This is a genomic window from Citrobacter sp. MGH110, assembly GCF_001037515.1.
GTDB classification, from domain to species: Bacteria; Pseudomonadota; Gammaproteobacteria; order Enterobacterales; family Enterobacteriaceae; genus Citrobacter; species Citrobacter portucalensis.
Genome location: NZ_KQ089830.1, coordinates 1,089,683 through 1,113,863 on the forward strand (window position 1 = coordinate 1,089,683; position 24,181 = coordinate 1,113,863).

Sequence of the window (24,181 nt, forward strand, 5' to 3'; positions counted from 1 at the left end):
CCTATCGAAAAAAAGCCGTGGTAATAAATCTAGCAGGTTTTGTCCAGTTAACATGATAAAACTGGGAATGTTCTTATGTTTTTACACTGGTATTAGAGGAAACAGGAAGATAGTGAAAATAACGAGCCATTACTTATATAAACATTCACCAAATTTATAGTTCTGTGTGTTTTATGCTCTCCATGTGCTTGTCATCACAATAACCTGATGACTGGCGCCATCACAGCCATTTGATGGAATAAAACACTGAACTAACGGGAATAAAAGGTGTAATTTCTTGCCTTAAGTAAAAGGATTGCAGGCTCTCATTGAAAGTTCAGCTTTCGTCGCAGAGCAATGGCATTCTGCATTGCAGGTGCTATAAAAAATAATATCTACATAATTTCTTAGTGCACAGGACTAAAATGTTAAATGATATTAGCGTCAGAACCTTTATTATTTTATTTCTGCTCATTTCGGCGGTTGCTCTCAATATTGTTGAGATGATTTTCTCGGCCACGTCGGAAATTATAATTGGTACGAATGTGGTAAGCGTTATTTCTATATTATGCTTATGGTGGTATATGACGAAATACCTGGTCATGCCGATCAATACGGTAAAAAGGAGCATTGAGGAAGTGACGTCTGGGAATCTGGCGATCAGTATTCCTGAGTTTGGTAATAATTGTGCGGGTAGACTAATACCGGGCATCAATAGTTTATCGAGTAATATTTCAACACTCGTTAATGAGATCAGAACATCCTCACAAACGGCGATGGCGCTCTCTGAACAGCTTGCGGAACGCAGCGCCGAGCTTTCAGTGAAAACGGAACAACAATCCGGAGCATTGATGCAGACGGCTGCTAATATGGATGAAATAGCCGTTAATACGCGAAATAATGCTGACAACACGCAGATCGCCAGCGTCCAGGCAACAGTTGCCACGCAATGCGCCATTCAGGGTGGAGAATTAATGGTGCAGGTTGCGACAAATATGCGTTCAATCACCGAATGTGCACAGCAGATGACGGAAATAATTACGCTAATTGATGGTATCGCATTCCAGACAAATATTCTGGCATTGAATGCTGCCGTGGAAGCGGCGAGGGCCGGTGAACATGGCAAAGGTTTTTCCGTGGTGGCCGGTGAGGTCAGAATGCTTGCACACCGTAGTGCGGATGCTGCTAAGAATATTAAGCAGCTGATTGCGCAAACCCATCAAAATGTTCAGCAAGGTGCAGCTATTGTGCGTGAAGCAGAAAAAAATATGCATGATATTGTCGGTGGTGCCGGTCAATTAAACCAACTGATGGGCGAGATATTAACCACTACACAGGAACAGGAGAAAGGAATTATCAGAATTACTCATGCACTGGCCGAACTGGAGAATGTAACCCAAAGTAATGCCATTATGGTTGATGAGCTTTCTGATTCCTCGGGTATCCTGAAAAACCAGGTGATTGATCTCCAGTCGCGGACACATAAATTTCGCTTAAGTAACACTCTTGAGTCAGCGAGATGGCAGCGGGCTTAACCGGGTATCTCGAAGCAAGCGTCGTATTCGTCAGAGCTTTTCCTGTTATCAGAGACTTTTATGAATCATTTCAGCACAATGGGACAATGAGATATTGCTTAACATATTCTGACAGCTAGACTAACGAAAAAGGCTGAATGTTTGTGGAGGCGCTGTGGAAGCCATTAAGGGAACGGATGTTAATGTGCCAGATGCCGTGTTTGCCTGGCTGCTGGATGGTCGAGGTGGAGTAAAACCGCTGAGCGATAATGATGTAATTGATAGTCAGCATCCCTGCTGGTTACACCTTAATTACACTCATCCTGAAAGTGCCCAATGGTTGGCGACAACACCTCTTCTTCCCAACAATGTGCGTGATGCGCTGGCAGGCGAAAGTACACGCCCACGCGTCAGTAGAGTCGGGGAAGGTACCTTGATCACGTTGCGCTGCATTAACGGCAGCACCGACGAGCGTCCTGACCAACTTGTGGCGATGCGTTTATATATGGATGAACGTCTGATTGTCTCAACCCGCCAGCGCAAAGTGCTGGCGCTGGATGATGTGGTCAGCGATCTCCAGGAAGGGACGGGACCGGCTGATTGTGGCAGTTGGCTGGTGGATGTTTGTGATGCGCTAACCGACCATGCCAGCGAATTTATCGAACAGCTGCACGACAAGATTATTGATCTGGAAGATAACCTGCTCGATCAGCAGATCCCACCGCGTGGTTTTTTGGCTTTACTGCGTAAGCAGCTAATTGTGATGCGCCGTTATATGGCACCACAGCGTGATGTCTATGCCCGTCTGGCGAGTGAACGTTTACCCTGGATGACCGACGACCATCGGAGACGGATGCAGGATATCGCTGACAGGCTGGGGAGAGGGCTGGATGAAATAGACGCCTGTATTGCCCGGACCGGTATTATGGCGGATGAAATTGCGCAGGTGATGCAGGAGTCTCTGGCTCGCCGAACGTATACAATGTCATTGATGGCAATGGTTTTTCTTCCCAGCACATTTTTAACCGGGCTTTTCGGCGTTAACCTCGGCGGTATCCCCGGCGGTGGTTGGCAGTTTGGTTTCTCACTTTTTTGTATTCTGTTAGTGGTCCTGATTGGTGGTGTTACTTTATGGTTGCATCGTAGTAAATGGTTGTAACAACAACGTTTTTTAGTGGCTTTTGCGCATGAAAACGTCCTGATTTTTGAGCGAAGTCAATAAACCATCTACCTATTCGGGGCAATATCTCTCTCGCAGGTGAATGCAACGTCAAGCGATGGGCGTTGCGCTCCATATTGTCTTACTTCCTTTTTTGAATTACTGCATAGCACAATTGATTCGTACGACGCCGACTTAGATTAGTCGGCTTTTTTTTGCCTGCAGGAAATCAGCGTCTACCCTAAAAGAGTCAACATGAATGACTGGAGGGGTATATGACCTGTCTGATTGCAACGTCGAACACTGATTCGCTACCGACCGATCCGGTTCCCATTCCCGATTCCATACCTCGTCCGCAGCCCATGCCGGATCCACCGCCGGATGAAGAACCGATTAAATTGTCGCATCACGGGCACATATCTGCGAGGATACGCGCCTGCTGAATGTGAGTTTTTACCGTGAGATTAAATTGTGACCGCTTTTTCAACCCTGAATGTTTTACCTGCTGCTCAACTCGAGAATCTTAACGAGCTGGGCTATCTTGAAATGACGCCTGTTCAGGCTGCTGCGTTACCGGCAATCCTGGCGGGTAAAGATGTTCGCGTGCAGGCTAAAACCGGCAGTGGCAAAACGGCTGCTTTTGGTCTTGGGCTATTACAGCATATTGATGCCGCGCTGTTTCAGACGCAGTCTCTGGTACTGTGCCCAACGCGCGAGCTTGCCGACCAGGTGGCGGGTGAACTGCGTCGTTTAGCGCGCTTCCTGCCAAACACCAAGATCTTAACGCTGTGCGGTGGGCAACCTTTTGGCGCACAGCGTGACTCCCTGCAACATGCACCACATATTATTGTTGCCACACCGGGTCGTTTACTTGACCACCTGCAAAAAGGCACCGTTTCTCTGGATGCCCTGAATACGCTGGTTATGGATGAAGCCGACCGCATGCTGGATATGGGCTTTAGCGATGCGATTGATGATGTCATTCGCTTTGCGCCTGCGTCACGTCAGACTTTGCTGTTTTCCGCAACCTGGCCGGAAGCCATTGCTGCTATCAGTGGCCGGGTACAGCAAAATCCATTAACGATTGAAATTGATACGGTCGATGCGTTACCGGCGATTGAACAGCAGTTTTTCGAAACCTCCAGCCACGGAAAAATTCCGCTGCTGCAAAAGCTACTTAGCCAGCATCAACCCGCATCGTGCGTGGTTTTTTGTAACACCAAAAAAGATTGTCAGGCCGTTTGTGATGCACTGAATGCGGCAGGGCAAAGCGCACTGTCATTACATGGCGACCTGGAACAACGCGATCGCGATCAGACGCTGGTTCGTTTTGCCAACGGTAGCGCGCGCGTCCTGGTCGCAACCGATGTGGCTGCACGTGGCCTGGATATCAAATCACTTGAGCTGGTAGTTAACTTCGAACTGGCGTGGGATCCGGAAGTCCACGTCCATCGTATCGGACGAACTGCGCGTGCCGGCAACAGCGGTCTGGCGATTAGCTTCTGTGCGCCGGAAGAAGCGCAGCGTGCCAACATTCTTTCTGAAATGCTGCAACTGAAGCTGAACTGGCTAACTGCGCCAGCTAACGGCTCAATCCTGCCGCTGGAAGCAGAGATGGCGACGTTATGCATTGATGGTGGTAAAAAAGCGAAAATGCGTCCTGGTGATGTTCTGGGGGCTCTGACCGGTGATATTGGTCTGGATGGCGCAGATATCGGCAAAATTGCTGTTCATCCGGCACACGTCTATGTCGCCGTTCGCCAGAACATAGCGCACAAGGCGTGGAAACAATTGCAAAACGGTAAGATCAAAGGCAAGACTTGCCGGGTCCGGTTATTGAAATAACTACCCGTTGGGGCGCCTGATGGCGCTCCGCTTATCAGGCCTACAGGCGCTTATGCACGTTGTAGGCCTGACAGACGCTTACTTCACTTCCACCACGTTCAGGCGTAACTCATCCAGTTGAGCATCATCTTCTTCTGGCTGCCAGCCCGCAGGTTGCAGCGGGATCTCTTCACGATCGAACGCTAAATCCCCGCCGTCCACAACCTCTGAACCGTGCTTAATGCCTTTAAAATCGAACAGATTGATATCGCTCAGATGTGAAGGTACAACGTTTTGCATCGCACTGAACATGGTTTCAATGCGGCCTGGATAGCGTTTGTCCCAGTCACGCAGCATGTCAGCAATGACCTGACGCTGTAGGTTAGGCTGTGAGCCGCACAGATTACACGGAATAATCGGGAAACCTTTCGCTTCGGAGAAACGCTCGATATCTTTCTCACGGCAGTAAGCCAGCGGGCGGATCACGATGTGCTTACCGTCATCACTCATCAGCTTCGGCGGCATGCCTTTCATTTTCCCGCCGTAGAACATGTTTAAAAACAGCGTTTGCAGGATGTCGTCGCGATGGTGGCCGAGCGCAATCTTGGTGGCTCCTAATTCGGTTGCCGTACGGTACAGAATGCCGCGACGCAGGCGAGAGCAGAGCGAGCAGGTCGTTTTGCCTTCTGGGATTTTGTCTTTGACGATCCCGTAGGTGTTTTCTTCGACAATCTTGTACTCAACGCCCAGCTGTTCCAGATACTCTGGCAGAATGTGCTCCGGGAAACCGGGTTGTTTTTGATCGAGGTTAACCGCAACTAAGGAAAAACTGATCGGGGCGCTTTGCTGCAAATTACGCAGGATCTCCAGCATGGTATAGCTGTCTTTCCCGCCGGAAAGGCACACCATAATGCGATCGCCGTCTTCGATCATATTGAAATCGGCAATGGCTTCGCCCACGTTACGACGCAGACGTTTTTGCAGTTTGTTCAGGTTGTATTGTTCTTTCTTTGTAACTTGTTGATTATCTTGCATTCTTACCGTTCTCAAAAACCAAAAGGGGCATATAATGGGCAAACTTCAATCACAGGGCTAGTTGGCTATTCAACATTGCAACCCGATCGTCATTCATTTCTTCAATCCATGTACTGTAGACGTCGTACACTATTTGCGCGTTTTCATGCCCCATCTGATTAGCTATAAATGATGGGTTCGCTCCAGCCGATTACAGCCAGCAGGCAAAAGTATGCCGCGTATGGTACGGATTACGGCGACGAATACCAGCACGTTTTACAGCTGAGTTCTATCTGGCACCTATGCTACTCATAGAGTAGTAAGATTTTTGCTCTTCGTGACCAGACCAAAATAAACTGTGAACCGAAAGATTGAATAAAGGTACATGGTCCCGGACAGGAAGAAATTAATCAGCTGAAAGCAGATATTGAAGCGTTGAAGAAAATTGTGGAGCAGTTCACCGCCAGATAATTCAGTTCTGAACTATCAACGAGCAATGTCAGGGAGCGAAAAACGCAGGGTGTGGCGAACTGCCGCAACCATGCCGTATGCAAGAGCATGGCTGCGGCCGACCGGCAAACGTCCGATAGTGCGAGTATTGAATGATTGCCAGTCACAGCGGATGGTACTTAAGCAATATGACGGTTCAAGGTACTTAATCTGAAACCAGCCACATATCAGCCTCTTCAAACATTTCTTGAACCGTTCGGCTTATCTGTTCTTTTTCATGCTTGCTGGCGTCAGTGTTGATCGCCGGAAGTGTCATCATCGGTTTAACCCGAACTTCAGCATCGGGGAAGATCCGATGAACCCTCTTGGTCAATTCGCCGAGAATAATATCTTTTGCGCCGGGCAGACCATCAAAATTCCTTTTGTCATAAACGAGTTCTACGAACATTGCTCATCGCTCTTTTGCTGGATATATATACAGTATATACTCTGTTTTTACCTGGGTTTCAAGAGAGGACGTAATGTTGTCGCGATGTAGCGACACATCAACGCAGGAAAGCGGGAACCTTACCATCGATATTATCTGTGCATCGATCTGTCATTTAGGATAGTCATGTAGGAAAGATGCGTAGAAACACAGGGTCCATTATGTAATATATCTTTTTGCGGGCCGATTTATTCTTTTTGATTATCCTCATTTAAAAAATAGTAATGATACTCTCATCGCTTAACGGGTTGTTTAAATGGCTCCTTGCCAGGATTCTTCCTTATTGGCTAAATATCCCCTATCTCTCGCCTGTTGGCAGGAGATATAGCCAAAATGTTTTTTATTCCCATTCTTATCGAATGCCACATAAAAAGGCATTGTCTCTGCATCTTTTCTTAAGGTGTAGTTGATGCAAGTCCCATTGATTTCCGGAATATTTATCTCACTATCTGGTTTTCCACCTGCGGCAAAAACTGTAGATTTTGTCGCATTAGGGGCGTAGGTTGCTTGCACAAGTGGATCATTATCAAATTTCATAAAACTGAAACTACAGGCGCTTAATAAAGGAACAAGTAAGTTTGCCTTTTGCGGCAACGTGCTGAATGTTCTGGCGGGAAAAATATCAGCACGTTTAAGACAGTAATCGTGGGGGATAAGGCGTAGAAACAAAAAGCCCGCAACGATGTGCGGGCCAGAAAGCTTAGCGGACTACCAGTACCGAACACTCCGCGTGACGCACTACCGCCGCGGCGTTAGAGCCCAGCAGGTAGGTGGTGATGTCAGGTCGGTGTGAGGCAATAATGACCATATCAGCCGGTAATTTTTTAGCGATCTCCAGAATCTTGTCTTTCGGCGCACCTTCTGCGACATGAACGTGCACTCTGTCCGTTGGGATATTGAACTTCTTGATAATCTCTTCCAGTTGAGATTTCGCTTCGGCTTTCAGATCGTCCATGGCCGGTAACTCTGCCGAGTAGGCCAGTCCCAGGGAAGCGTAATAGGGCAATGACGGAATGACGGTCAAAAAATGAACCTGTGCATCGTCGATCTTTGCTTCTGCTTCAACATGGGCAATTACGCGTTGAGTTAATTCTGAATCTGAAATATCGATGGGTACAAGAATCGTTCTGTTCATAAAACCTCCTGTTTAAGTATCCACGTAAAGCTTACCGCGTAATGGCACTTTATGTACAATGACAACGATCACATTTTGGCATCACTTTATTTTGATTTCAGGAAATTTGCCTTTTATAACCCCATCGTAAAATCGGCCTTTAGAGACCACGATCAGGAAATCACGAAAAATACGGGCAGGGACCTGCTGATATTGCAGGGTAGCCAACTGGTGAAAGCGAATTTCTAGCGTGCAAGAGGATTCGTCATAGCCGACGGATGCAATACGGGATGATTTTACAGGATGATGATTCATTGCTGGTATCCTCTACTACAGACTTAATGCAAGATATCATCTATCAGAGATGTGTTTTAACGCAACAGATATAATGTTTTGATCTGGATAAAACAGAGTTATTAGAGCGTAAAGAGAGCCCGCCGTTGCCAGCGGGCTGACGAACTTAGAACTGGTAAACCAGACCTAATGCAACTACGTCATCAGTAGAGATGTTGTTACGAGTGTAGAAGCTGTCGTCTTCGTCCAGCAGGTTGATTTTATAATCAACATAGGTGGACATGTTTTTGTTGAAGTAGTAGGTAGCGCCGATATCAGCATATTTAACCAGGTCTTTGTCGCCGTCGGTAGCGTTCAGATCTTTACCTTTAGACATCAGGAAAGACACTGCCGGACGCAGACCGAAGTCGAACTGGTACTGTGCAGTTACTTCGAAGTTCTGAGTTTTGTTGGCTACGCCGCTGTCCCCGTACGGAGTCATGTTACGGGTTTCGGAGTACATGGTTGCCAGGTAGATGTTGTTGGCGTCGTATTTCAGACCGGTAGTCCATGCGTCGGCTGTATCACCGCCGGCAACGTTGCCGCCGATTTTACCCGCGTTAACCTGGTCGTTAGTACGGTCAGACGTGGTATACGCCGCACCGAAGCTTACACCCATACCCAGATCGTAGGTAGAGGAGATACCGAAGCCGTCGCCGTTAGAGTTTTGAATGTTACGGTCGCTGCCGTTACCGGTGCCTTCCTGCTCATCACCCGCTTGTTCATTCGCACCCTGATACTGCAGTGCAAAGTTCAGACCATTAACCAGACCGAAGAAGTCGGTGTTACGGTAGGTTGCTACACCGTTCGCACGGCCGGTCATGAAGTTATCAGAGTAGGTGTAGGAGTCGCCACCGAATTCTGGCAGCATATCGGTCCAGCCTTCCACGTCGTACAGTACGCCGTAGTTACGACCGTAGTCGAATGAGCCGTAATCGCCGAATTTCAGACCGGCAAAGGCCAGACGAGTAAAGTTGTTGCTGCGGTTGCTTTCAGTGGTGTTGGCATTAACCTGATATTCCCACTGACCATAGCCGGTGAGCATATCGTTAATCTGAGTTTCGCCTTTGAAGCCGCCACGGAAATAAGTCTGATCGCCATCTTTGTTGGCATCATCAGAGAAATAGCGCAGGGCGTCTACTTTGCCATAGAGATCTAATTTGTTGCCGTCTTTATTATAAACTTCTGCAGCGTGAGCAGCGCCTGCAGCCAGCAGGGCAGGAATTACGAGAGCCAGTACTTTTCTGTTCATTGAAATAATCCTTTAGTTTTTTTATTAACCTGTGACTACCCATGTAGGGAGTAAAAGCATGCTAAAGGAGAAGTTCCGTAAAGAGATAAATATGAATTGTTACGTCTTAAGTAAAACCTTAAACAAATAATTCTACGGAAATAGTGATAGTTGACATGAATGAGTTAATGAAAATATATATAAAATAAAAATTATACAATTGAATTTTGTTGGGCTATTCTGCGCGTGTTATATGCCTTTATTGTCACGTTTTATTTTTTGTTGGTATATTGATGACACTTATTAATTAGCCAGCGAATAAATTGACAAGCCCGAACAACTGTTCGGGCTTTTTTTTTGGTTCCGGGCTAATACTGAGAAAAACGTATTATTCGGTACCGCTCTTTTCCGCTTTGCCTGCCAGTTGGGCCAGGAAGTCGTAGCGTTTTTGCAAATCAGCCGTCGCATCCTTCCACAGCTGTTCTGCAACTTCTGGCTGTTGGGCGTTCAGGCGGCGGAAACGCTGCTCGTTAAGCAATGTTTCGGCCAGCGCATCTGACGGTGGGCGCGAGTCGAGCGCCAGCGGCAGCTTACCTTCGTCTGCTCGACGTGGGTCAAAGCGGTACAGCGGCCAGAATCCGGTAGCCGTGAGTTGACGCATCTGATCGTGGCTTAGCGCGAGATCATAGCCATGCTCCTCACATGGGCTATACGCGATAATCAGCGACGGGCCGGGGTAGGATTCAGCTTCCTGGATAGCTTTGACCGTCTGATTCAACTGGGCGCCCAGAGAAATCTGTGCGACATAAACATGCCCGTACATCATCATGCTGACGCCAAGATCTTTGCGAGCCTTGCGCTTGCCATGCTCACCAAACTTGGTAACCGCCCCAAGCGGTGTGGCTTTCGACGCTTGTCCACCCGTGTTGGAGTAACACTGGGTATCCAGCACCAGAATATTGACGTTCTCGGTCAGACTCAGGACGTGATCCAGTCCGCCAAAACCAATATCGTAAGCCCAGCCGTCGCCGCCAATCAGCCAGATGGACTTCTCGATCAGCGCGTCGGCATCGGTTAACAGTTGCTGTGCACCTTCGACATCTTTCAGATGCTGGCGCAGCGCAGCAACTTGCTCACGGCGTACTTCTGGCGTCGCTTCAGCATGCAGGGCGTCATTCAGTTCAGACGGAATATTATCCGCAAACTGCTCCAGCAAACGCATGACGCGCACACGGTGTTGATCCACCGTCAGGCGGAAGCCCAGACCAAACTCGGCGTTATCTTCGAACAGAGAGTTTGCCCACGCAGGTCCACGACCATTGGTATCGGTCGTATATGGCGTTGAAGGGAGGTTACCGCCATAAATCGATGAACAGCCGGTCGCGTTAGCGATCAGCATGCGGTCGCCATACAGCTGCGTAAGCAGTTTGATATACGGCGTTTCACCACAACCAGAACAGGCGCCGGAATATTCAAACAGCGGAGTGATTAACTGCGAGGTACGGATATCAATGCGTTCAAGCTTGCTGAGGTCGATCTCCGGCAGATTGAGGAAGAAGTCATAGTTAACTTTTTCTTCTTCAACATGCTCAAGACGCGACATCATATTGATGGCCTTGATTTCCGGGTTTTGGCGATCTTTTGCCGGGCAAACTTCGACACACAGATTACAGCCAGTGCAATCCTCTGGTGCAACCTGCAGGACATACTTCTGACCGCGCATATCGCGTGATTTCACATCCAAAGAATGCAGACTGGCAGGGGCGTTTTCCATCGCTTCAGGTGAAACCACTTTGGCGCGGATTGCCGAGTGCGGGCACGCGGCAACGCAGTGGTTACACTGGGTACACAGCTCTTCCTTCCAGATGGGGATCTCTTCGGCGATATTACGTTTTTCCCAACGCGTGGTGCCCATTGGCCAGGTGCCGTCTGGCGGCAACGCTGATACGGGGAGGGCATCACCCAGCCCGGCGAGCATTGCCGCGGTGACGGTTTTCACGAAATCAGGTGCGGCATCAGAAACCACCGGTGGGCGGTTTGCGCTGTGCGGATCAACCGGCTGGAGTGCTACTTCGGCGACGGATTCGCGCGCCAGGGCCAGAGCCTGCCAGTTACGTTCAACAAGGTCCTGTCCTTTACTGCTGTAACTTTTCGCAATCGCCCCCTGCAATTCAGCCAACGCGCTGTCGCCGGGTAAGATTTGCGTCAAATGGAAGAAGGCCATTTGCATAACGGTGTTAATACGCGCTGCCAGACCGCATTCGCGGGCGATTTTGGCCGCATTAATCACGTAGAAACGGGCTTTCTTCTGATTCAGTACCGCCTGAACTTCCTGTGGCAGACGACCCCAGACTTCATCCACACTGTATGGCGTATTAAGCAGGAAGATACCGCCTGGTTTCAGGCGCTCGGCCATCTGATACTTATCGATAAATTGCAGCTGGTGACAGCCAACAAAATCGGCTTGTGAAACCAGATACGCTGATCGAATAGGCTGCTCGCTAACGCGCAGGTGGGAAACTGTCAGACCGCCTGCTTTTTTCGAGTCGTAGACGAAATAACCTTGCGCATACCATGGCGTCGAGTTACCAATAATTTTGATATTGTTTTTGGTGGCTGACACGCTACCGTCGCTGCCCAGCCCGTAAAACAGCGCTTCGAGCTTAGCCGTACCGGGCAGGGTGTTTTCCGGTAACGGTAGCGACAAGTTGGTGACATCATCATAGATACCGACCGTAAAGCGAGGTTTCGGCTTCGCGCTGCTCAGCTCATTAAAGACCGCCATCACGCAGTCTGGACCGAACTCTTTGGAAGAAAGGCCATAACGTCCGCCAATCACGCGCGGTAGCGTTTCTCGCTCGCCACAGTTAAAGGCTTCTGCTAACGCGGTCATTACGTCCAGATACAACGGTTCTGCCTGTGCGCCGGGTTCTTTGGTGCGATCAAGAACGGCGATGCTGCGTACGGTTTCCGGAAGCGCGCGCAGTAAATGTCCGGCAGAGAATGGACGGAACAGACGCACTTTCAGAACGCCGACTTTCTCGCCACGCGCCAGCAGATCTTCAACAACTTCTTCGCAGGTTCCAATCGCCGAGCCCATTAAGATAATGACGCGCTCAGCCTGAGGATGGCCGTAATATTCAAATGGCTGGTACTGGCGACCTGTCGCTGCGGCGAAATCGTTCATCGCCTGTTCTACATGATCGTAAACCGCGTTGTACCACGGGTTTGTTGCCTCGCGTGACTGGAAATAGGTGTCCGGGTTCGCAGACGTACCGCGAATAACCGGATGCTCAGGATTAAGCGCCCGAGCGCGATGAGCATCGATTTCCGTCTGCGGCATCAGTCCGAGGATCGTGTCGTCGGCCAGTGGCACAATTTTATTGATTTCATGGGATGTACGGAAACCATCAAAGAAATGAATAAACGGAACCCGGCTTTTCAGGGTGGCAATTTGCGAAATCAGCGCAAAGTCCTGTGCCTCCTGAACGCTGCTGGCACACAGCATCGCACATCCTGTCTGGCGCACCGCCATCACGTCGGAATGATCGCCAAAGATCGATAATGCGTGAGTAGCAATTGTACGAGCCGCAACGTGCAGTACAAACGGGGTCAACTGACCGGCCAGTTTGTACAGCGTTGGGATCATCAGCAACAGGCCCTGCGATGAGGTAAACGACGTAGAGAGCGCACCGGTCTGCAACGCGCCATGAACGGTTGCGATCGCACCGCCTTCTGACTGCATTTCTACGACGCGAGGGGTATCCCCCCACACGTTCTTAAGCCCGTTCCCGGCCCAGGCATCTGCCTGCTCAGCCATCGTCGAACTGGGCGTAATCGGGTAGATGGCGATAACCTCGCTGGTACGAAATGCGACTGAAGCAACCGCACCATTACCGTCAATTGTGATCATACTGACACCCTTACATTGCGCAAAAAGAGGGACACGCGTAACAGCGGCGAATCCTGTAGTTATCTTTCTATTTTAGCAAAAGCGCTAAAGACAGATTTTCGCTTTTGTGTCCCTGGAATAAACAGAATGAATGGTTTGATCAAAGGAGCAGGCAAAAAATTGCCAGAAAATGTAAACAGTACGCATAAATGCGTATTTTGCCTCTCGACGGCGGTGTTTCCGCTGCCTATTATTTATGGCTGTGTCGTTTGGTTAATATTCAGAGGGGAGTAAGATGCGCGCAGCGTTTTGGGTAGGATGTGCCGCGTTATTATTATCGGCTTGTAGCAGCGAACCTGTTCAGCAGGCAACCGCCGCGCATGTCGCACCGGGCATGAAGGCAGCAATGTCCAGTTCAGGAGAAGCTAATTGCGCCATGATTGGCGGTTCGCTCTCTGTTGCTCGTCAACTGGATGGTTCTGCTATCGGGATGTGTGCGCTACCCAACGGCAAACGCTGTAGTGAGCAGTCGCTTGCCGCCGGAAGTTGTGGGAGCTATTAAGCCACCACGTTTCCTACATTAAATCCGCGAGTTTATACGTCAGCGTTTGTTCTGCTGTCGCCAGCGTTAACTGGTCAGCAGTCAGATCGACCTGTGCGCCTTGCTTAAACATTTCGCTGACGATCCCGTCGAGCGCGTTAAGCTGTGGATCGGCGCACATCATACGTGTCATCGCCATATCTTTTACCTTCAACTCACCGTCGGACAGCTTGCCCTGACCGTGGAATTGATTACACATCTTTCCTGATACCGTCATGTTTTCGCCAAAACTTAACTCAGGTGGGTTGGTGGCGGTGACGGCTTTACCATTCACGCTTTGCAAAACGAAGCGGTGATGCTGCAACTGTTCGCGATTGACGGAAACTTTTCCATTGCTCACACAACCCGCCATCAGCAGGCTGAGCGCAATCAACGTGACAACGTTCTTCATTTAATTTCTCTACGTTTGTGACGGGAATACATTCAATATAATAATGATACTGACTGTTTTATCATCGGTGATTGTCTGAAAATGCTCCCCTGACGCCAGGGGAGCACAGGAATTAGAAGAGGGCGTTTGGACAGGTCTCGCCTTTGGAGATTTGGGCCAGATTCTGTAGCGTAGTCTCAGAAATACTGGTCAACGCCTCAGCTGTCAGGAATGCCTGATGTCCGGTGAACAACACGTTATGACAGGCTGAGAGACGACGGAATACATCATCCTGAATGACGTCATTAGATTTATCTTCAAAGAACAGATCGCGTTCGTTCTCATACACGTCCATACCCAGAGAACCAATTTTCTGGTTTTTCAGCGCATCGATAGCGGCTTGTGAGTCGATCAATGCACCACGACTGGTGTTAATGACCATCACGCCGTTTTTCATCTGTTCAAAGGCTTCGTGATTGAGCAGATGATAATTCTCCGGTGTTAACGGGCAGTGCAGAGAGATGACATCTGACTCGGCAAACAGCGTTTTAAGATCGACATATTCAACGCCTAGCTCCAGCGCAGCAGCGCTCGGGTAAGGATCGAACGCCAGCAGACGCATACCAAAACCTTTCAGGATCCGCAGTGCAGCAATACCGATTTTACCGGTACCGATCACCCCAGCGGTTTTGCCATACATAGTAAAACCGGTCAGCCCCTCAAGAGAGAAATTGGCATCACGGGTACGCTGGTAGGCGCGGTGAATTCGGCGATTCAGCGTCATCATCATGCCAATCGCATGCTCAGCGACGGCCTCTGGTGAATAAGCTGGAACACGCACCACCTGCAGACCCAGCTCTTTTGCTGCGTCGAGATCGACGTTATTGAACCCGGCACAACGCAGCGCAATGTATTTCACGCCATGCTTTTTCAGTTCTTCCAGAACGGGGCGGCTGCCATCGTCGTTGACGAAAATGCACACAGCTTCACAGCCATGGGCGGTTTTCGCTGTTTTTTTCGTCAACAGAAAGTCAAAGAATTCAAGTTCAAAACCAAAAGCCTCGTTAACCTGCTGCAGATACTTCTTGTCGTACTGTTTTGTACTATAGATGGCGAGTTTCATAAGACTTTCTCCAGTGATTTTGACGTCACATTAATCCAATTCAAATTATTTTACAAAATCTAAAAAGTTATTGATAGTCATAGGCGTAATGAATAATTTCAGCGTATCTGTTGTTAGTGTGGGCAGGTTACACAATTTCAACAACTGGATATTTTTCTATCCAACTCAACACCCGAATATCGCGGCAGGTAAAAAGCCAGCCGAATCACATCCGGACAGCTACGCTTATACAGGTAGCAATTATCGGGAGGGGTTATGCTGACTCACTCTGAAGCAAAACGATGGGCCACCCTAATGCTCAAGGCGGCATTATGCGATGGTATGAAACCTGATGAGATTTCCCGGCAGGTACATCTGGTCTGCGATCATCATGGTAGGGAGTGCCTCGAAGAACTCATTGAGGAAATTCTGATAGAAGCAGGTCGTATCGGACCTAAACATAGCGATGGACAACTGAGGCCTCATTGAGTCTGAATCTTAATATCCCCGACGGCACGTGTAACAGCGTGCCTATAAATCGGTTATCTATCCTTAATGTGGGCATATCCAGTTAAACATGCCACAATACAGGCCTAAACCGGCTTAAATTTTTGCTAAATCAGGATATTAACTACCCATGAAGGGTAAATATAAAGCCGTTCTGGCACTCCTCTTATTATTGATTCTCGTGCCGCTGACGCTAGTGATGACGCTTGGCCTGTGGGTGCCTACGTTGGTGGGTATCTGGTTACCCGTTGGAACACGCATCGCGCTGGATGAGAGCCCGCGGCTGACACGGCATGGGTTGCATATACCTGAACTCCGCTATCTGGTTGAAGATTGCCCGCTAGCACGCATCACTCAGGCGGATCTGTCTCACCCCAGCCGCTGGGCGCTGAATGTCGGGACCATTGAGTTGGATTCAGCTTGCCTGGCCAAATTGCCGCAGGCAGAGCCGTCGCCAGCAGCGCCTAAAACGCTGGCTGAATGGCAGTCAATGCTGCCCAATACCTGGATTAACATCGACAAACTTATTCTTTCTCCATGGCAGGAATGGCAGGGAAAACTGTCACTCTCGCTCACTCCTTCTACTCAACAGCTGCGTTACCAGGGTGAAAAAGTTAAATTTCAGGGGCGTTTGCACGGGCAAAACCTCACGGTAACGGAGCTGGATGTTGCGGCATTTGAAGGCCAGCCGCCGGTAAAACTGGTCGGTGAATTTACTATGCCACTGGTGCCCGATGGACTACCGGTAAGCGGTCATGCGGTTGCGACGTTAAGTCTGCCGCAAGAGCCTACGCTTGTGGACGCCGAACTGGAGTGGCAAGAAAACAGCGGACAACTGATCGTCATGGCGCGTGATAATGCCGATCCGCTGCTTGACCTTCCGTGGGAAATAACACGCCAGCACCTGACCATCAGCGACGGACGCTGGAACTGGCCTTATCAGGGATTCCCCTTAAGCGGGCGGTTGGGCATAAAAATTGAAAACTGGCAGGCCGGACTGGAAAACGCGGTGGTGAGCGGGCGTCTGAACGTTCTGACGCATGGCGACGCCGGTAAAGGAAATGCCGTATTAACGCTGGGGCCGGGTAAGCTTGGCATGGATAGTAGCGAGATGCCGCTACAGTTGATCGGTGAAGCGAAACAGGGCGATCTGATCTTCTACGCGAAATTGCCCGCCAGACTTAGCGGAAGTCTGAACGATCCACAATTGGCTTTTGAGCCAGGAGCGCTGCTGCGCTCACGTGGGCGGGTGATTGATTCGCTGGATATTGACGAGATTCGCTGGCCGCTGGCAGGCGTAAAAGTCACGCAACGTGGTGTGGATGGGCGTCTGCAGGCTATTTTACGTGCGCATGAAAACCAGATGGGGGGCTTTGAACTGCATCTGGATGGCCTGGCAAATGATTTTCTTCCTGATGCCGGTCGTTGGCAGTGGCGATATTGGGGGGAAGGCAGCTTTACGCCGATGCATGCCCGTTGGGACGTAGCGGGTAAGGGAGAATGGCATGATAACACCCTGAAGCTATTTGATCTTTCTACCGGATTTGATCATCTGCAATACGGCACGATGAAGGTGGAAAATCCGCGTCTGGTGATGGACGAACCGATAGTTTGGGTACGGGATGCAACCAAACCGACATTTAGCGGCGCGCTGTCGCTGGACGCAGGGAACACCACCTTCACCGGGGGAAGCGTGTTACCACCATCGACGCTGAAGTTCAGCGTGGAAGGTAGCGATCCGACAATTTTCCAGTTCAAAGGCCAGCTTCACGCAGGGGCGATTGGGCCCGTACAACTGAATGGTCGTTGGGACGGTATCCGCCTGCGCGGACAGGCATGGTGGCCAAAACAATCGCTCACCGTATTCCAACCTCTGGTTCCACCTGACTGGAAAATGAAGCTACGTGAAGGTGATCTGTATGCGCAGGTCGCGTTTTCGGCAGCCCCGGAGCAGGGCTTTGAAGCAGGCGGTCATGGGGTGTTAAAAGGCGGTAGCGCCTGGATGCCCGATAACCAAATCAACGGTGTCGATTTTGTATTGCCTTTCCGGTTCAGTGAAGGCGCATGGCAACTGGGTACGCGTGGACCTATCTCACTGCGTATTGCGGAAGTGGTGAATCAGGTGACGGTGAAGAATATCGCCGCCGATCTGCAGGGGGCGTACCCCTGGAGTGAAAACAACCCGTTACTGTTGAGCGATGTCAGTGCCGACCTGCTGGGTGGCAAAATCATCATGCAGCAACTGCGGATGCCGCAGCACGACCCGGCCTTATTGCGGGTGCAGAATATCTCTTCCAGCGAGCTTATCAGTGCAGTTAACCCCAAACAGTTCGCCATGTCTGGCCCGGTCAGTGGCGCGTTGCCATTATGGCTGGATAACGAAAAATGGATCATTAAAGACGGCTGGTTGACTAATCCAGGGCCGATGACGTTGCGTATTGATAAGGACACAGCGGATGCGGTCGTCAAAGATAACATGGCGGCGGGGGCGGCCATTAACTGGCTGCGTTATATGGAAATAAGCCATTCGTGGACGAAAATAAATCTGGATAACCTCGGTGTCTTAACCATGCAGTCAACCGTGACTGGCAATAGTCGGGTAGATGGCAAAGTAGGTACGGTTAATTTGAATTATACCCACGAGGAAAACGTCTTTACGCTATGGCGCAGTTTGCGTTTTGGCGACAATTTACAGGCATGGCTTGAACAAAATGCAGCGCTGCCGGAAACCCATTGCCCGGAAGGCAAGGAATGTGAGGAACAACAATGAAAACGATAGCTGCCATGCTGGGTCTGCTGACTTCATCTCTGCTGGTAGGATGTACTCCCAGAATCGAAGTGGCTGCGCCAAAAGAGCCCATCACCATTAATATGAACGTCAAAATCGAGCATGAGATCCATATCAAAGTTGATAAAGACGTCGAAAGCTTATTGAAATCGCGCAGCGATTTGTTCTGAGGTCATGATGAGAAAACAGTTTGCAGTGGCGCTGGTCGTCCTGAGTTTACTCTGCAGCAATGCGTGGGCATTGACCCTGAATGAAGCCAGAACTCAGGGGCGAGTAGGGGAAACGCTCAATGGCTATCTGGTTGCATTGAAAACCGATGCCGAAACGCAGACGCTGGTGAGTGAGATTAATAAAGCGCGCCACGCCAGCTATCAGCAACTGGCTGAGAGCAATAATATTCCGCCAGATGAAGTGGCGAAAATGGCCGGGCAAAAGCTGGTTGCTCGCGCTAAACCGGGAGAGTATGTGCAGGGTATAAATGGTAAGTGGTTGAGAAAAGAGTAAATCGCTTTTTCACACTGCCAGAGGGACACGACGCTGGATTATTCCTCGACATCGCAATAGTTGCCACACGGCATAAAATGGATGCTGGTATAGTCCAACACCGGTCGCGTCGTAGGGTGAAATCATGTGGCTTTTCAAGTGGTATGTCTGGAATCGTTGGGTATTCAAGCTGTTAAGCCGGGATGTCGCGGAACCGGAACAATTTTTAGCTCATTGCTGGGAAGAAAATCTGGCGAAGTGCAGGGATTATGCACCTATCTGGCGTGATATTAATCGCATTCACGGCAAGCAGATACATGTGCAGACAAAGAAGTAAGTACCGAGAAACCCTCCCACCGGCTGGTGAGAGGGGGAATTATCAGGCAGCAACCACGCTGTCGATAGCAGCTTTCGCATCGGACTGTGCTTTAGATGCCACTTCCGGACCGTAAGCAATACCTTCAGCAAAGACGACATTCACGTCGGTAATGCCGATAAAGCCCAGGAATACGTTCAGGTACGGCGTGATCAGGTCGGTTGGTGTGTCTTTATGAATACCACCACGGCTGGTCAGCACCACCGCGCGTTTACCTGTCACCAGACCTTCCGGGCCTTTCTCGGTATAACGGAAAGTCACACCTGCACGGGCAATCAGGTCAAAGTAGTTTTTCAGCTGCGTTGGGATGTTGAAGTTGTACATCGGCGCGGCGATAACAATCACATCATGCGCTTTCAGCTCAGCAATCAGCTCATCGGACAGCGCCAGCGCTTCTTGCTGACGCGGCGTCAGCGGTGTATCGCTCGGGCGCATCGCACTCACCAGTTCGCCATCCAGTACCGGTACAGGATTTGCAGCCAGGTCACGGACAGTGATTTCATCAGCAGAGTGCTTTTCACGCCACTGTTCAACAAAATAATCAGACAACTGACCAGACTGAGAGTACCCTGCCAGAATACTGGATTTAAGAACTAATACCTTGCTCATGGGTGTTTCCTTTTATGTGTTTGAAGGGGTAGTGCCCCGTTGCTTGTTGACACTTTATTCACAATCCTGTCGCAGTGATAGCGCAATATATCGAATCCTATGTTCGAAATTATTGAACAACACATGAAAAGCGCCGATGTGGTACTCTATACCCATCATCTAAAAGAGATTTAACCCGGCAGAGCACTGCCTTTTAACGCTATGACAGAACAACAAAAATTAACCTTCAACATGTTGCAGCAACAGCTGGACTCACTGATGCTGCGTGACAGACAGCGTTTTGCCCGCCGCCTGCACGGTGTGAAGAAGGTTAAAAATCCTGATGCACAACAGGCCATTTACCAGGAGATGGCGAAAGAGATTGAGCTGGCAGCCGGTAAAGTTGTGCTGCGTGAAGCGGCGCGTCCGGAAATTAGCTACCCGGAAAACCTGCCCGTCAGCCAGAAAAAACAGGATATTCTGGAGGCTATTCGCGACCATCAGGTGGTGATTGTCGCCGGTGAGACCGGTTCGGGGAAAACCACCCAGTTACCCAAAATATGTATGGAACTGGGGCGCGGGGTAAAAGGGCTGATAGGCCATACCCAGCCGCGTCGTCTGGCGGCGCGCACCGTGGCGAACCGTATTGCGGAAGAGCTGCAGACCGAGCCGGGCGGCTGTATCGGTTATAAGGTACGTTTCAGCGATCATGTCAGTGATAACACCATGGTCAAGCTGATGACGGACGGTATCCTGCTGGCAGAAATCCAACAGGATCGGCTGCTAATGCAGTACGACACCATCATCATCGATGAAGCGCATGAACGCAGTCTGAATATCGATTTTCTACTCGGCTATCTGAAAGAACTTCTACCGCGTCGCCCGGATCTAAAAATTATCATCACTTCGGCGACCATCGATCCTGAACGTTTTTCAAAGCATTTCAATAACGCGCCGATTATCGAAGTCTCCGGCCGAACGTATCCGGTGGAAGTGCGCTATCGTCCAATTGTTGAAGATGCAGATGACACTGAGCGTGACCAGCTGCAGGCAATTTTTGATGCCGTAGATGAACTGGGGCGTGAAGGGCCTGGCGACATTCTGATCTTCATGAGCGGCGAACGTGAAATTCGCGATACCGCCGATGCGCTGAATAAGCTGGATTTGCGCCATACCGAAGTGCTACCGCTGTATGCGCGTCTTTCAAACAGCGAACAGAACCGCGTGTTCCAGTCGCACAGCGGTCGCCGTATCGTGCTGGCGACCAACGTGGCGGAAACGTCGCTGACCGTTCCGGGAATCAAATACGTAATTGACCCGGGCACCGCGCGTATCAGCCGTTACAGTTACCGCACCAAAGTTCAGCGCTTGCCGATTGAACCGGTGTCGCAGGCCTCTGCTAACCAGCGTAAAGGTCGCTGCGGTCGTGTTTCGGAAGGGATCTGTATTCGTCTGTATTCCGAAGACGATTTCCTGTCGCGCCCGGAGTTTACCGACCCGGAGATCCTGCGTACCAACCTGGCATCCGTTATTTTGCAGATGACCGCGTTGGGGCTGGGCGATATCGCGGCGTTCCCGTTTGTTGAAGCGCCGGATAAGCGCAATATTCAGGACGGTGTACGCCTGCTCGAAGAGCTGGGGGCGATAACCACCGACGAACAGGCAACTGCATACAAGTTAACGCCGTTGGGCCGTCAGCTGTCGCAACTTCCGGTAGACCCACGGCTGGCGCGAATGGTGCTGGAAGCGCAAAAACATGGTTGTGTGCGCGAAGCGATGATCATCACCTCGGCACTGTCCATTCAGGATCCGCGCGAGCGTCCAATGGACAAGCAGCAGGCATCCGATGAGAAGCATCGCCGTTTCCACGACAAAGAGTCTGATTTTCTTGCATTTGTGAACCTGTGGAACTATCTCGGCGAGCAGCAAAAAGCGCTGTCGTCAAACCAGTTCCGTCGCCAGTGCAAACTTGATTTTCTGAACTACCTGCGCGTGCGTGAGTGGCAGGATATCTACACGCAACTGCGCCAGGTGGTGAAAGAGTTGGGTATTCCGGTCAACAGCGAACCTGCTGAATATCGGGAGATCCACGTCGCGTTGCTGACCGGTTTACTGTCGCACATCGGGATGAAAGATACCGATAAACAGGAGTTTACCGGGGCGCGTAACGCTCGCTTCTCGATCTTCCCGGGGTCAGGTTTATTCAAAAAACCGCCGAAGTGGACGATGGTGGCAGAGCTGGTGGAAACCAGTCGCCTGTGGGGACGTATTGCCGCACGTATCGATCCCGAGTGGGTGGAACCAGTTGCGCAGCATCTGCTCAAACGTTCATACAGCGAACCGCACTGGGAACGCGCGCAGGGTGCTGTGATGGCGACAGAAAAAGTCACTGTCTACGGCTTACCGATTGTTGCGGCCCGTAAGGTAAATTACAGCCAGATCGATCCCGCGTTGTCGCGTGAACTGTTCATTCGTCATGCGCTGGTGGAAGGTGACTGGCAAACGCGCCATGCGTTTTTCCGTGACAATCTGAAGTTACGGGCTGAAGTGGAAGAGTTAGAGCACAAATCACGCCGTCGCGACATTCTGGTCGATGATGAGACGCTGTTTGAGTTTTACGACCAACGCATCAGCCATGACGTGGTTTCTGCGCGTCACTTTGATAGCTGGTGGAAAAAGGTCAGCCGTGAAACACCGGATCTGCTCAACTTTGAAAAGAGCATGCTCATCAAAGAGGGTGCGGAGAAAATCAGTAAGCTGGATTATCCGAACTTCTGGCATCAGGGTAACCTTAAGCTGCGCCTGAGCTACCAGTTCGAACCTGGAGCCGATGCGGACGGTGTGACCGTACATATTCCACTCCCGCTGCTTAATCAGATCGAAGAGAACGGTTTTGAATGGCAAATCCCGGGGCTGCGCCGCGAACTGGTGATTGCCCTGATTAAGTCGTTACCAAAACCGGTACGACGCAACTTTGTGCCCGCGCCGAACTATGCGGAAGCGTTTTTAGGCCGCGTCACACCGCTGGAACTGCCGCTGCTGGACTCGCTGGAGCGTGAACTGCGCCGCATGACCGGCGTTACCGTTGACCGTGAAGACTGGCACTGGGATCAGGTGCCCGATCACCTAAAAATCACCTTCCGGGTGGTGGATGATAAAAATAAGAAGCTACAGGAAGGGCGTTCGCTGCAAGATTTGAAGGATGCGCTGAAGGGTAAAGTTCAGGAAACATTGTCTGCGGTGGCCGATGACGGCATCGAACAGAGCGGGTTGCACATCTGGAGCTTCGGTCAACTTCCGGAAAGTTACGAACAAAAACGCGGTAACTATAAGGTGAAAGCGTGGCCGGCGCTGGTCGATGAGCGTGACAGCGTTGCCATCAAACTGTTTGATAATCCGTTGGAACAACAGCAGGCGATGTGGTGCGGTTTACGCCGCCTGTTGCTGCTGAATATTCCTTCGCCAATCAAATATTTGCACGAGAAGCTGCCCAATAAAGCCAAGCTGGGGCTGTACTTTAACCCATACGGTAAAGTTCTGGATTTGATTGACGACTGTATCTCCTGCGGTGTGGATCAGTTAATTGACGCCAACGGTGGCCCGGTGTGGACTGAAGAAGGCTTTACCGCGCTGCATGAGAAAGTGCGGGCTGAACTGAACGATACGGTGGTGGAGATTGCGAAGCAGGTCGAACAGATCCTGACCGCAGTGTTTAATATCAACAAACGTCTGAAAGGGCGCGTGGATATGACCATGGCGCTGGGTCTTGCGGATATCAAATCGCAAATGGGCGGACTGGTGTATCGCGGGTTTGTTACCGGCAATGGTTTCAAACGTCTGGGCGATACGTTGCGTTATTTGCAGGCTATTGAAAAACGTCTGGAAAAACTGGCTATCGATCCGCACCGTGACCGTGCACAGATGCTGAAAGTGGACAGTGTGCACCAGGCCTGGCAGCAGTGGTTCAATAAACTGCCTCCCGCGCGCCGTCAAGATGCCGATGTCAAAGAGATCCGCTGGATGATAGAAGAGCTGCGCGTCAGCTATTTTGCCCAGCAGCTTGGTACGCCGTATCCGATCTCCGATAAACGTATTCTGCAGGCGATGGAGCAGATTAGCGGCTGACTACGTTATACATTTTCTTGCTCTTTAATAAACCCGGTTAGCATAAGCGCCGGGTTTATTTATGAATTCTGAAAATAATACGAAGTATGTTGAATAAAATATAATAAGAGTATGCTGCCAGGGTGCAGATAGATAATCATGGTGTGGCGGTAGCATTGTATATATAGATGGCATTTATTCATATACTTAATATTGTTTCCTTTTGTTCTGTGAATCCGATTTTTAAAAGTCTGTATTGCAATGA

The 24,181-nt window shown here is 50.1% G+C and carries 20 protein-coding genes and 1 pseudogene; 10 read left to right on the forward strand and 11 right to left on the reverse strand.

Going from position 1 to position 24,181, the window contains the following annotated elements; all coding sequences use genetic code 11:
• Positions 1 to 404: 404 nt before the first annotated feature.
• From SK38_RS05235 to dbpA, 4 genes are all read left to right on the forward strand, one after another.
• Positions 405 to 1,514 carry a methyl-accepting chemotaxis protein gene (locus SK38_RS05235; RefSeq protein ID WP_048235295.1) on the forward strand — a complete coding sequence of 370 codons (1,110 nt, stop codon included), beginning with the start codon at positions 405 to 407 and terminating at the stop codon, positions 1,512 to 1,514.
• A 154-nt stretch (positions 1,515 to 1,668) separates the two neighbouring features.
• Entirely contained in the window at positions 1,669 to 2,652 is a 984-nt protein-coding gene (zntB, locus tag SK38_RS05240) for a zinc transporter ZntB (RefSeq protein WP_003833215.1), read from the forward strand.
• A 275-nt stretch (positions 2,653 to 2,927) separates the two neighbouring features.
• Entirely contained in the window at positions 2,928 to 3,095 is a 168-nt protein-coding gene (gene ynaL / locus SK38_RS25295) for a proline-rich small protein YnaL (protein ID WP_269430783.1), read from the forward strand.
• 28 nt (positions 3,096 to 3,123) lie between these two features.
• Entirely contained in the window at positions 3,124 to 4,497 is a 1,374-nt protein-coding gene (gene dbpA, locus SK38_RS05245) for an ATP-dependent RNA helicase DbpA (protein ID WP_008784890.1), read from the forward strand.
• A 78-nt stretch (positions 4,498 to 4,575) separates the two neighbouring features.
• Here dbpA and ttcA read toward each other — a convergent pair whose 3' ends face one another.
• The 8 genes and pseudogenes from ttcA to nifJ form a co-directional block, all read right to left on the reverse strand.
• Positions 4,576 to 5,511: a tRNA 2-thiocytidine(32) synthetase TtcA gene (ttcA, locus tag SK38_RS05250; RefSeq protein WP_032943567.1), complete on the reverse strand. Its 936-nt coding sequence runs from the start codon at positions 5,509 to 5,511 to the stop codon at positions 4,576 to 4,578.
• A 49-nt stretch (positions 5,512 to 5,560) separates the two neighbouring features.
• Positions 5,561 to 5,824, reverse strand: a pseudogene (locus SK38_RS25160) (tyrosine-type recombinase/integrase); the annotation flags it as partial.
• Between the two features lie 321 nt (positions 5,825 to 6,145).
• The gene (locus tag SK38_RS05260; RefSeq protein ID WP_032943565.1) at positions 6,146 to 6,388 is read right to left on the reverse strand and encodes a DinI family protein; all 243 of its coding nucleotides are present in this window, start codon (positions 6,386 to 6,388) and stop codon (positions 6,146 to 6,148) included.
• 291 nt (positions 6,389 to 6,679) lie between these two features.
• Positions 6,680 to 6,964 carry a hypothetical protein gene (locus tag SK38_RS05265; RefSeq protein ID WP_053069331.1) on the reverse strand — a complete coding sequence of 95 codons (285 nt, stop codon included), beginning with the start codon at positions 6,962 to 6,964 and terminating at the stop codon, positions 6,680 to 6,682.
• 163 nt (positions 6,965 to 7,127) lie between these two features.
• Positions 7,128 to 7,562 carry a universal stress protein UspF gene (gene uspF / locus SK38_RS05270; protein WP_003833207.1) on the reverse strand — a complete coding sequence of 145 codons (435 nt, stop codon included), beginning with the start codon at positions 7,560 to 7,562 and terminating at the stop codon, positions 7,128 to 7,130.
• Between the two features lie 81 nt (positions 7,563 to 7,643).
• Positions 7,644 to 7,856: a KTSC domain-containing protein gene (locus SK38_RS05275; protein WP_003833205.1), complete on the reverse strand. Its 213-nt coding sequence runs from the start codon at positions 7,854 to 7,856 to the stop codon at positions 7,644 to 7,646.
• Positions 7,857 to 8,001: 145 nt separating this feature from the next.
• Positions 8,002 to 9,126, reverse strand: a complete 1,125-nt coding sequence (gene ompC, locus SK38_RS05280; RefSeq protein ID WP_048235297.1) for a porin OmpC — start codon at positions 9,124 to 9,126, stop codon at positions 8,002 to 8,004.
• A gap of 367 nt (positions 9,127 to 9,493) precedes the next feature.
• On the reverse strand, positions 9,494 to 13,018 hold the full coding sequence (gene nifJ, locus SK38_RS05285; RefSeq protein ID WP_048235298.1) for a pyruvate:ferredoxin (flavodoxin) oxidoreductase: 3,525 nt from the start codon (positions 13,016 to 13,018) through the stop codon (positions 9,494 to 9,496).
• Between the two features lie 274 nt (positions 13,019 to 13,292).
• Here nifJ and SK38_RS23655 point away from each other — a divergent pair, with 274 nt between their 5' ends.
• Positions 13,293 to 13,559: a putative hemolysin gene (locus SK38_RS23655; RefSeq protein WP_003833199.1), complete on the forward strand. Its 267-nt coding sequence runs from the start codon at positions 13,293 to 13,295 to the stop codon at positions 13,557 to 13,559.
• A 13-nt stretch (positions 13,560 to 13,572) separates the two neighbouring features.
• Here the strand turns inward: SK38_RS23655 and hslJ are convergent, their stop codons facing one another.
• Positions 13,573 to 13,989 carry a heat shock protein HslJ gene (gene hslJ / locus SK38_RS05290; protein ID WP_048235299.1) on the reverse strand — a complete coding sequence of 139 codons (417 nt, stop codon included), beginning with the start codon at positions 13,987 to 13,989 and terminating at the stop codon, positions 13,573 to 13,575.
• Between the two features lie 112 nt (positions 13,990 to 14,101).
• Complete coding sequence (locus SK38_RS05295; RefSeq protein ID WP_048235300.1) at positions 14,102 to 15,091, reverse strand: 2-hydroxyacid dehydrogenase; 990 nt, start codon at positions 15,089 to 15,091, stop codon at positions 14,102 to 14,104.
• 616 nt (positions 15,092 to 15,707) lie between these two features.
• Here SK38_RS05295 and SK38_RS05300 point away from each other — a divergent pair.
• The 4 genes from SK38_RS05300 to SK38_RS25320 all read left to right on the forward strand — a co-directional run bounded on the left by SK38_RS05300 (position 15,708) and on the right by SK38_RS25320 (position 19,185).
• Positions 15,708 to 18,347 carry a YdbH family protein gene (locus tag SK38_RS05300; RefSeq protein WP_048235301.1) on the forward strand — a complete coding sequence of 880 codons (2,640 nt, stop codon included), beginning with the start codon at positions 15,708 to 15,710 and terminating at the stop codon, positions 18,345 to 18,347.
• Positions 18,344 to 18,535 carry a YnbE family lipoprotein gene (locus SK38_RS05305; protein WP_008784882.1) on the forward strand — a complete coding sequence of 64 codons (192 nt, stop codon included), beginning with the start codon at positions 18,344 to 18,346 and terminating at the stop codon, positions 18,533 to 18,535. Before SK38_RS05300 ends, SK38_RS05305 begins: the two co-directional genes overlap by 4 nt.
• Positions 18,536 to 18,542: 7 nt before the next feature.
• On the forward strand, positions 18,543 to 18,869 hold the full coding sequence (locus SK38_RS05310) for a YdbL family probable chaperone protein (RefSeq protein WP_048235302.1): 327 nt from the start codon (positions 18,543 to 18,545) through the stop codon (positions 18,867 to 18,869).
• A 124-nt stretch (positions 18,870 to 18,993) separates the two neighbouring features.
• A complete protein-coding gene (locus tag SK38_RS25320) occupies positions 18,994 to 19,185 on the forward strand; it encodes a hypothetical protein (protein WP_048235303.1) in 192 nt (63 codons plus the stop codon).
• Between the two features lie 42 nt (positions 19,186 to 19,227).
• Here the strand turns inward: SK38_RS25320 and azoR are convergent, their stop codons facing one another.
• Positions 19,228 to 19,833: an FMN-dependent NADH-azoreductase gene (azoR, locus tag SK38_RS05320; protein WP_048235304.1), complete on the reverse strand. Its 606-nt coding sequence runs from the start codon at positions 19,831 to 19,833 to the stop codon at positions 19,228 to 19,230.
• A gap of 201 nt (positions 19,834 to 20,034) precedes the next feature.
• Here azoR and hrpA point away from each other — a divergent pair, with 201 nt between their 5' ends.
• The gene (hrpA, locus tag SK38_RS05325; protein ID WP_048235305.1) at positions 20,035 to 23,937 is read left to right on the forward strand and encodes an ATP-dependent RNA helicase HrpA; all 3,903 of its coding nucleotides are present in this window, start codon (positions 20,035 to 20,037) and stop codon (positions 23,935 to 23,937) included.
• The last annotated feature ends 244 nt before the right edge of the window (positions 23,938 to 24,181 follow it).

Bases quoted from the DNA above. Each gene is read 5' to 3' on its own strand.
- SK38_RS05235 (WP_048235295.1), top strand. From the start codon at position 405: ATGTTAAATGATATTAGCGTCAGAACCTTTATTATTTTATTTCTGCTC.
- ynaL (WP_269430783.1), top strand. From the start codon at position 2,928: ATGACCTGTCTGATTGCAACGTCGAACACTGATTCGCTACCGACCGAT.
- ttcA (WP_032943567.1), bottom strand. From the start codon at position 5,511: ATGCAAGATAATCAACAAGTTACAAAGAAAGAACAATACAACCTGAAC.
- SK38_RS05260 (WP_032943565.1), bottom strand. From the start codon at position 6,388: ATGTTCGTAGAACTCGTTTATGACAAAAGGAATTTTGATGGTCTGCCC.
- SK38_RS05265 (WP_053069331.1), bottom strand. From the start codon at position 6,964: ATGAAATTTGATAATGATCCACTTGTGCAAGCAACCTACGCCCCTAAT.
- uspF (WP_003833207.1), bottom strand. From the start codon at position 7,562: ATGAACAGAACGATTCTTGTACCCATCGATATTTCAGATTCAGAATTA.
- SK38_RS05275 (WP_003833205.1), bottom strand. From the start codon at position 7,856: ATGAATCATCATCCTGTAAAATCATCCCGTATTGCATCCGTCGGCTAT.
- ompC (WP_048235297.1), bottom strand. From the start codon at position 9,126: ATGAACAGAAAAGTACTGGCTCTCGTAATTCCTGCCCTGCTGGCTGCA.
- nifJ (WP_048235298.1), bottom strand. From the start codon at position 13,018: ATGATCACAATTGACGGTAATGGTGCGGTTGCTTCAGTCGCATTTCGT.
- SK38_RS23655 (WP_003833199.1), top strand. From the start codon at position 13,293: ATGCGCGCAGCGTTTTGGGTAGGATGTGCCGCGTTATTATTATCGGCT.
- hslJ (WP_048235299.1), bottom strand. From the start codon at position 13,989: ATGAAGAACGTTGTCACGTTGATTGCGCTCAGCCTGCTGATGGCGGGT.
- SK38_RS05295 (WP_048235300.1), bottom strand. From the start codon at position 15,091: ATGAAACTCGCCATCTATAGTACAAAACAGTACGACAAGAAGTATCTG.
- SK38_RS05300 (WP_048235301.1), top strand. From the start codon at position 15,708: ATGAAGGGTAAATATAAAGCCGTTCTGGCACTCCTCTTATTATTGATT.
- SK38_RS05305 (WP_008784882.1), top strand. From the start codon at position 18,344: ATGAAAACGATAGCTGCCATGCTGGGTCTGCTGACTTCATCTCTGCTG.
- SK38_RS05310 (WP_048235302.1), top strand. From the start codon at position 18,543: ATGAGAAAACAGTTTGCAGTGGCGCTGGTCGTCCTGAGTTTACTCTGC.
- SK38_RS25320 (WP_048235303.1), top strand. From the start codon at position 18,994: ATGTGGCTTTTCAAGTGGTATGTCTGGAATCGTTGGGTATTCAAGCTG.
- azoR (WP_048235304.1), bottom strand. From the start codon at position 19,833: ATGAGCAAGGTATTAGTTCTTAAATCCAGTATTCTGGCAGGGTACTCT.
- hrpA (WP_048235305.1), top strand. From the start codon at position 20,035: ATGACAGAACAACAAAAATTAACCTTCAACATGTTGCAGCAACAGCTG.